At 75.0% G+C, this 6000-nt stretch carries 6 protein-coding genes; 2 read left to right on the top strand and 4 right to left on the bottom strand.

What is annotated here, in order from left to right:
• Together VG276_01115 and VG276_01110 are read right to left on the bottom strand one after the other, a co-directional pair.
• Nucleotides 1-266, bottom strand: a 266-nt coding sequence (locus VG276_01115) for a hypothetical protein (protein ID HEV8648014.1), incomplete at its 3' end; no start/stop codon positions are given.
• Nucleotides 266-1918 (bottom strand): PspC domain-containing protein, encoded by a 1653-nt coding sequence (locus VG276_01110; protein ID HEV8648013.1) that lies wholly within the window; start codon nucleotides 1916-1918, stop codon nucleotides 266-268. The genes VG276_01110 and VG276_01115, both read right to left, overlap by 1 nt.
• 295 nt (nucleotides 1919-2213) lie before the next feature.
• On the opposite strand from VG276_01110, the gene VG276_01105 reads away from it, so the two are divergent.
• Nucleotides 2214-3491: a PspC domain-containing protein gene (locus tag VG276_01105; GenBank protein ID HEV8648012.1), complete on the top strand. Its 1278-nt coding sequence runs from the start codon at nucleotides 2214-2216 to the stop codon at nucleotides 3489-3491.
• The gene (locus VG276_01100) at nucleotides 3488-4222 is read left to right on the top strand and encodes a response regulator transcription factor (protein ID HEV8648011.1); all 735 of its coding nucleotides are present in this window, start codon (nucleotides 3488-3490) and stop codon (nucleotides 4220-4222) included. The genes VG276_01105 and VG276_01100 overlap by 4 nt, the downstream gene beginning before the upstream one ends.
• Before the next feature lie 96 nt (nucleotides 4223-4318).
• Here the strand turns inward: VG276_01100 and VG276_01095 are convergent, their stop codons facing one another.
• Both VG276_01095 and VG276_01090 read right to left on the bottom strand, forming a co-directional pair.
• Complete coding sequence (locus VG276_01095; GenBank protein ID HEV8648010.1) at nucleotides 4319-5146, bottom strand: ABC transporter permease; 828 nt, start codon at nucleotides 5144-5146, stop codon at nucleotides 4319-4321.
• The gene (locus VG276_01090) at nucleotides 5143-5901 is read right to left on the bottom strand and encodes an ABC transporter ATP-binding protein (protein HEV8648009.1); all 759 of its coding nucleotides are present in this window, start codon (nucleotides 5899-5901) and stop codon (nucleotides 5143-5145) included. Before VG276_01090 ends, VG276_01095 begins: the two co-directional genes overlap by 4 nt.
• Nucleotides 5902-6000: the final 99 nt, after the last annotated feature.

The raw sequence follows: 6000 nt of genomic DNA, 5'->3' as shown, positions 1-6000 counted from the left end.
GCGCCCGCGTCGAGGTAGGGGTCGGCCGCGGCCCAGGGCTCGGCCGTCGCGGTGTCCGGAGGGCCGGCTGTGGTCGCGGCCTCACGGCGCTCGCCAGGGAGGGCCAGCTTCAGGATCACCCCGAGGCCGAGGCTCACCAGCAGGATCGGCCAGGCCCAGCGCAGGCGCACCACGAGGTCGTCGTCCCCGAACAGGAACACCAGTCCGATCCCGATGAACGCGAGTCCCACGACCAGTGAGAACGGGTCGAGCGCATGCCGTCGCATCAGCCAATCTCCTGGATCTGGGGTTGGATCGGTGGTGTGGGTGTCCCTGGCGGGGGCGGCCACCTGAGCACGCGCACGGCGCCGTAGCCGGCGCTGAGGTCGAGCCTGAGGCGCCCGGCCCGCTCTGAGCCAGCCGTGATCTGGGTCAGCTCGACCTGGATGCCGTCCTCGACGCGGCCGAAGAGCTCCACCTGGCCGGCGCCGGTCCGGCCGTGGGCCTCCACGGGCACGCCTTCGGGCACGTACACGACCACCTCCCCCATGCCGACGCCGGCCCGGATCCGGGCTGGCTCCTCGCCGAACCTCACCTCGTGCAGGTCGACGGTCAGCCTGCCGAACGCGAGCTGGTAGTCGGGGCGGATCTCGGCTGCTGACCGCGGCTGGATCCAGCGGTCGCCGACGCCGCCGCGGAACGGCACGTCGGCGAGGCTGGCCGCGGCCACGGTCGGGACCATCAGCAGCCCGAGGATCACCAGCCCGGCCGACCAGCCCCGCCAGGCGCCGACCACGAGGCCGAGGCCGATCACCACGAGGAACAGCGCGAGCGACCGGCCGAGGGTCATCTCGACCGCCCCGAGGTTGTCGAGCAGGGCCGCCACCCCGACGGCGAGCACCGCCACCGCGACCGTCAGCAGGCCCAGGACCGACGGCGGCCGCCGGCTGCCCCGGCCGCCAGGGGGCGGCACGCCCCACGTACGCGGGGACGGGCGTGATCCGGCCGGAGGTGCGGGCGCCCATCCGGCCGCGGCCGCTCCCCCGCCCCACCCGGCTGGCGGCGGCGCGCCCCAACCGGCTGGCGGCGGCGCGCCCCAACCGGGCGGCGGCCCGCCGGCCGGGCCGGGCCGGTCTGTCTGCCCGGGTCCCATCTGGTCGGGGCGCGCCGGGTCGGACGGGCCAACCGGAGGCGGCCCGCCAGTCGCTTCCTGGCGGAACAGCAGCACTCCGATGGTGATCAGGGCCAGGGCCCAGACGATGCCCGGACGCTGGAACCCGATCGCGCCGGAGAGCAGGAGGGCGGCGAGGCCGAGCAGGGCGACGCCGACCCAGGCCCGGGCGCTCGGCCGGCGGAGCACCGTCTGACCGACCGACTCGGCGCCGGTTGCGGGAGGGAGGAGGATCCAGAGCGCCGCGTACAGCACCAAGCCGGTGCCCCCGGCCAGAGTGAGCACCACGAACATGACCCGGAACAGCAGCGGGTCGACGCCGAAGTACGCGCCGAGCCCGCTCGCCACCCCACCGAGCACCTGACCGTCCGTCCGCCGGGTGAGCCGCCGCTGGCCCGGCCCGGCGGCCGCCGGGCCCCACCCGGGCGGCGGACCGGGCGGCGGCGGACCGGGCGGCGGCGGACCGGGCGGCACGCCCGGCTCATCGCCACCACCAGGGGGCGGGGTCGGGCCCGGCCCACCGGCCTCGCCAGACGGCGGGATCGGGCCTGGTGGTGCGTCCGGGCCGCCGCCGCCCGGGGGCGGGCCTGGTGGTGCGTCCGGGCCGCCGGCACCGCCCGGTGGCGGGCCGGCGAACGCCCCACCGGCGGGCGCCTCCCGGGCCGGCAGCGATTCGCCGCCGAGTTGCTCGGTGTCGGCGGCACGCGCACCGCCGGGTCGGGGCTCCCGAGCGGCGATCCGCTCGGTCACGGCGTCCTCTTCGCTCATCCTTGCATCCTCGCTGCCGGGCGCACGGCCTAGCCGTGCGGCACTCTCATAGCGAGAGCTTCCGCCTCCGCGCGCGCCGCCACCATCGGGGATGTCCCCCGAGCATCCCGGATCCGCCGTGAAGCCGCTGGGGGTCATCACCGATGGTCCCGGGGAAGGCCCCGTGAGAACATCGTCAGGAACGTGGCGGCACCGTCGCCAGCCCCTGGCACCACCGAGGAGGGGCGCCATCAACCAGAACTCGTCACCGACCGCAGGGGTCACGAGACCGACCGCAGGGGTCACGAGACCGACCGTGGGCGTCACGAGCGGCGACTCCCCGGACCAGGACGCGGGCCGGGACGGCGCGCCGTCCCGCCGCCGTGACGCCCTGGTCTTCCAGCGCAGCGCCACCAACCGGGTGGTGGCCGGCGTCGCCGCCGGCCTCGGCGAGCGGCTGGGCATCGACCCGGTGCTCGTCCGGACCGCGCTGGTGGTGCTGGCCCTGGCCGGCGGCGCCGGGGTCGCCCTCTACCTGGCCGGCTGGGCGCTCAGCCACGAGCCCCAGGACGAGCCGGCCGCGGCGCCGGCCCGCCAGGAGCCGACGCTCAGGCAGGCGGTCGCCCTCGGGTGCATCGTGCTCGGGGTCCTGCTCCTGCTCCGCGAGGCCGGCCTCTGGTTCGGCGACGCACTGGTCTGGCCGGTCGCGCTGGCCGCGGCCGGGTTCGCCGTGATCTGGACCCGCAGCGGCTCGACCGACCGGGCGCGGTGGGCGGCGGTCGGCTCCCGCATCCCGGGCAACCCGCTCGAGTCGCTGTTCACCGGCCGGGTGTCGTTCCCCAGGATCGCCTTCGGCGGTCTGCTGGTCTGCAGCGGCATGGCCGTCTTCCTGGCCGCCAACGACGCCCTGACCCTGGCCGCGGTCCGCAACGTCACCCTGTCGGTCGCGGTCACCGCCGCCGGGATCGCGCTCATCTTCGGGCCGTGGATGGCCCGGCTCGCCCGCCAGGTCACCGACGAGCGGCGCGAGCGCATCCGCTCCGAGGAGCGGGCGGAGATGGCCGCCCACCTCCACGACTCGGTGCTCCACACGCTGGCCCTGATCCAGCGGGCCGACGCGCCGCCCGAGGTCGCCACCCTGGCCCGGCGCCAGGAGCGCGAGCTGCGCACCTGGCTGTACGGGCGCGACGCGCCAGCCGGCGAGGAGCGCCTGAGCGCCGCGGTGGAGGCGGTCGCGACCCGGGTCGAGCAGCTCCACAACGTCGTGGTCGACGTGGTGGTGGTGGGCGACGGCCCGATGGACGAGCGGGCCTGGGCGATCGTCCACGCCTGCCAGGAGGCCGCCATCAACGCGGCGAGGCACTCGGGCGCGCAGCTCGTCTCGGTCTACGTCGAGGCCGAGCCGGACACGATCACCGCGTTCGTCCGCGACCAGGGCAAGGGCTTCGACCCCGAGGCCGTGCCCGAGGACCGGCGCGGCATCGCCGAGTCGATCCGCGGCCGCATGCGACGGCATGGCGGGACCGCGGTGATCACCAGCGAGCCCGGGGAGGGGACCGAGGTCCACCTCCGCATCCCCAGGGAGACCCCATGACTCAGGAGGGCGGAGCCATCAGCCGGGAGGACCAGGCGGCCGGGGCTCCGAGGCCCGCCGGCCAGGGCGCGGCGTCAGCCTCGGGCCCTGCCCCGGGCCGCACGCGGGTCTTCCTCGTCGACGACCACCGCTTCTTCCTCTCGGGCCTGCGCGCCGAGCTGGGCGCGGAGTTCGAGATCGTCGGGGACGGCGGCGACGTGGACGCCGCGGTCGAGGGCATCGGGCGGACCGAGCCGGACGTCGTCCTGCTCGACGTGCACCTCCCAGGGGGCGGCGGGCGGTCGGTGATCGAGGCGGTCCAGCGCACCCGGCCGGAGGTCCGCTTCCTCGCCCTGTCGGTGTCCGACGCGGCCGAGGACGTCATCGCGGTGATCCGGGCCGGCGCCCGCGGCTACGTGACCAAGTCGATCTCCCCGGCCGACCTGGCCGCCGCCATCCGCCGGGTGCGCGACGGCGACGCGGTCTTCTCCCCTCGCCTGGCCGGCTTCGTCCTCGACGCCTTCCGGGGACGGCTCGACGGACCGGTCGACCCCGAGCTGGACCAGCTCACCGCCAGGGAGCAGGAGGTCCTGCGCCACATCGCCAGGGGCTACACCTACAAGGAGGTGGGTCGACGGCTGCACCTGTCGGTGAAGACGGTGGAGACCCACGTCTCCTCGGTGCTGCGCAAGCTCCAGCTCTCGAGCCGCCACGAGCTGACCCGCTGGGCGACCGACCGCCGCCTGGTCTGAGGGTCAAAAAGCACCACCCGGAGAGGCAACCGGGAATCCTCTGCCTGTGCTACAGGCACGGGAATCCTCTGCCTGTGCTACAGGCAGAGGAGGATCTCAGGTGTAGCGGGTGATGTAGCCGCGGCGGCGGAAGAGGCGGAGCATCCAGACCAGGAAGGCGAGGGCCGCGGCGGAGACCAGCACGGTGGTGGCGGTGGCGAGGCCCAGCGCGCCCCAGTCCATGCCGCGCCCGTCGACCAGCGCCCGGCCGGCCGCGAACGCGTGGGTGGTGGGGAGCAGCACGCTCACCGGCCGGAGGAACGCGGGCAGCGCGCTCAGCGGGTAGAACACGCCGGACAAGGGCATCACCACGAAGAAGATCCCCCAGGCGAACGCCTCGGCCCCGTTGCCGAAGCGGAGCACCAGCCCCATCACGAACAGCGCCACCGCCCAGCCGGCCACCAGCAGCACCGCGGCGATCGGCACCAGCCCGAGGCCGAGGCTGGTCACGTCGAACGCGTAGAACGCCAGCGCGCTGAGCGCGACCACGGCCACGCCAAGGACGAGCTTGATCAGCCCGAACAGGGCCACCCCGGCGACGAACTCGATTTCCCGGAGGGGCGTGACCATGAGGCTCAGGAGGTTGCGCGACCAGGTCTCCTCAAGGAAGCCGGTCGCGACCGCGATCTGGGCCTGGTAGACGACGTGCCACAGGACGATGCCGGCCAGCAGGTAGCCTGCGGCCGCCTGGGCGCCGCTGCTCGGGCCCCCCTGGCTGGCGAAGAAGATCCCGATCGAGCCGAACAGCACGGTGTCCACCAGCGGCCAGACGGTGACGTCGAACAGCCGGTGCGGGCTGCGCCACAGCGTGTAGGCGTGCCTGCGGGCGACCGCCCGGATGCGCAGCAGCGGGGCCCGCCGCCCGGAAACGCGGACCGCGCTCACGGGCGGGCCCCCTCCTGGTGCTCGCGCGCCTCGCGCTCCCTGGCCAGATGCAGGAAGACCTCTTCCAGGTCGCCCTGGCCGAAGCCGGCCGCCACCTCGGCGGGCGGGCCGTCGGCCACGATGCGGCCGCCGGCCAGGAACACGACCCGCTCGGCGATCCGCTCAACCTCGAGCATGTTGTGGCTGGTGACCAGCAGCGCCGTCCCCTCCTCGTCGCAGAGACGGGCCAGGCCGGTGCGCACCCGCCAGGCGACGTCAGGGTCCAGGGAGGCGGTGGGCTCGTCGAGCACCAGCAGCTCGGGGTCGTGCATGGTCGCCTTCACGATCCCGACCAGGGTCTTCTGGCCCGAGGAGAGCTCGGTGCCCATGGCGACGTCGAGGTGGCCGACGCCGAAGCGCTCGAGCCCCTTGGCGGCTAGCGCTTCGGGGTCGCCGAGCCCGTAGAGCTGGCCGTACATGCGCAGGTACTCCCGCACCCGCAGCCGCTCGGGCAGCGGCAGGTAGCCGGCGGCGAAGCCGACGTGGGTCATCGCCGCGCTGCGGCCCTTGGGCAGGCGGTGGCCGCAGATGACCACCGTGCCGGCGTCCGGCTCGATCACCCCGAGGCACATCAGCAGGGTGGTGGTCTTGCCGGCGCCGTTCGCGCCGAGCAGCGCGACGCGCTCGCCTTCTCGGACGGCGAGGTCGACGTGGTCGACGGCCCGGCCGCGACGGTACTCCTTCACCAGCCCCCGGGCGTCAAGGACATGGGTCATGGAGCCAGAGTGACAGCCATCCCCGGCAGTCCGCCAGGAGGTTTCCGGCCCGGCCGGGGCGACCGCCAGCCGGACCGCAGCGTGGCGGCCGGACCGCAG

It is taken from the genome of Actinomycetes bacterium, assembly GCA_036000965.1.
In the GTDB taxonomy this organism is placed as follows: Bacteria; Actinomycetota; CALGFH01; order CALGFH01; family CALGFH01; genus DASYUT01.
The sequence above is the reverse complement of the archived record's forward strand: the minus strand, read 5'-3'. Positions and strand labels throughout refer to the sequence as shown.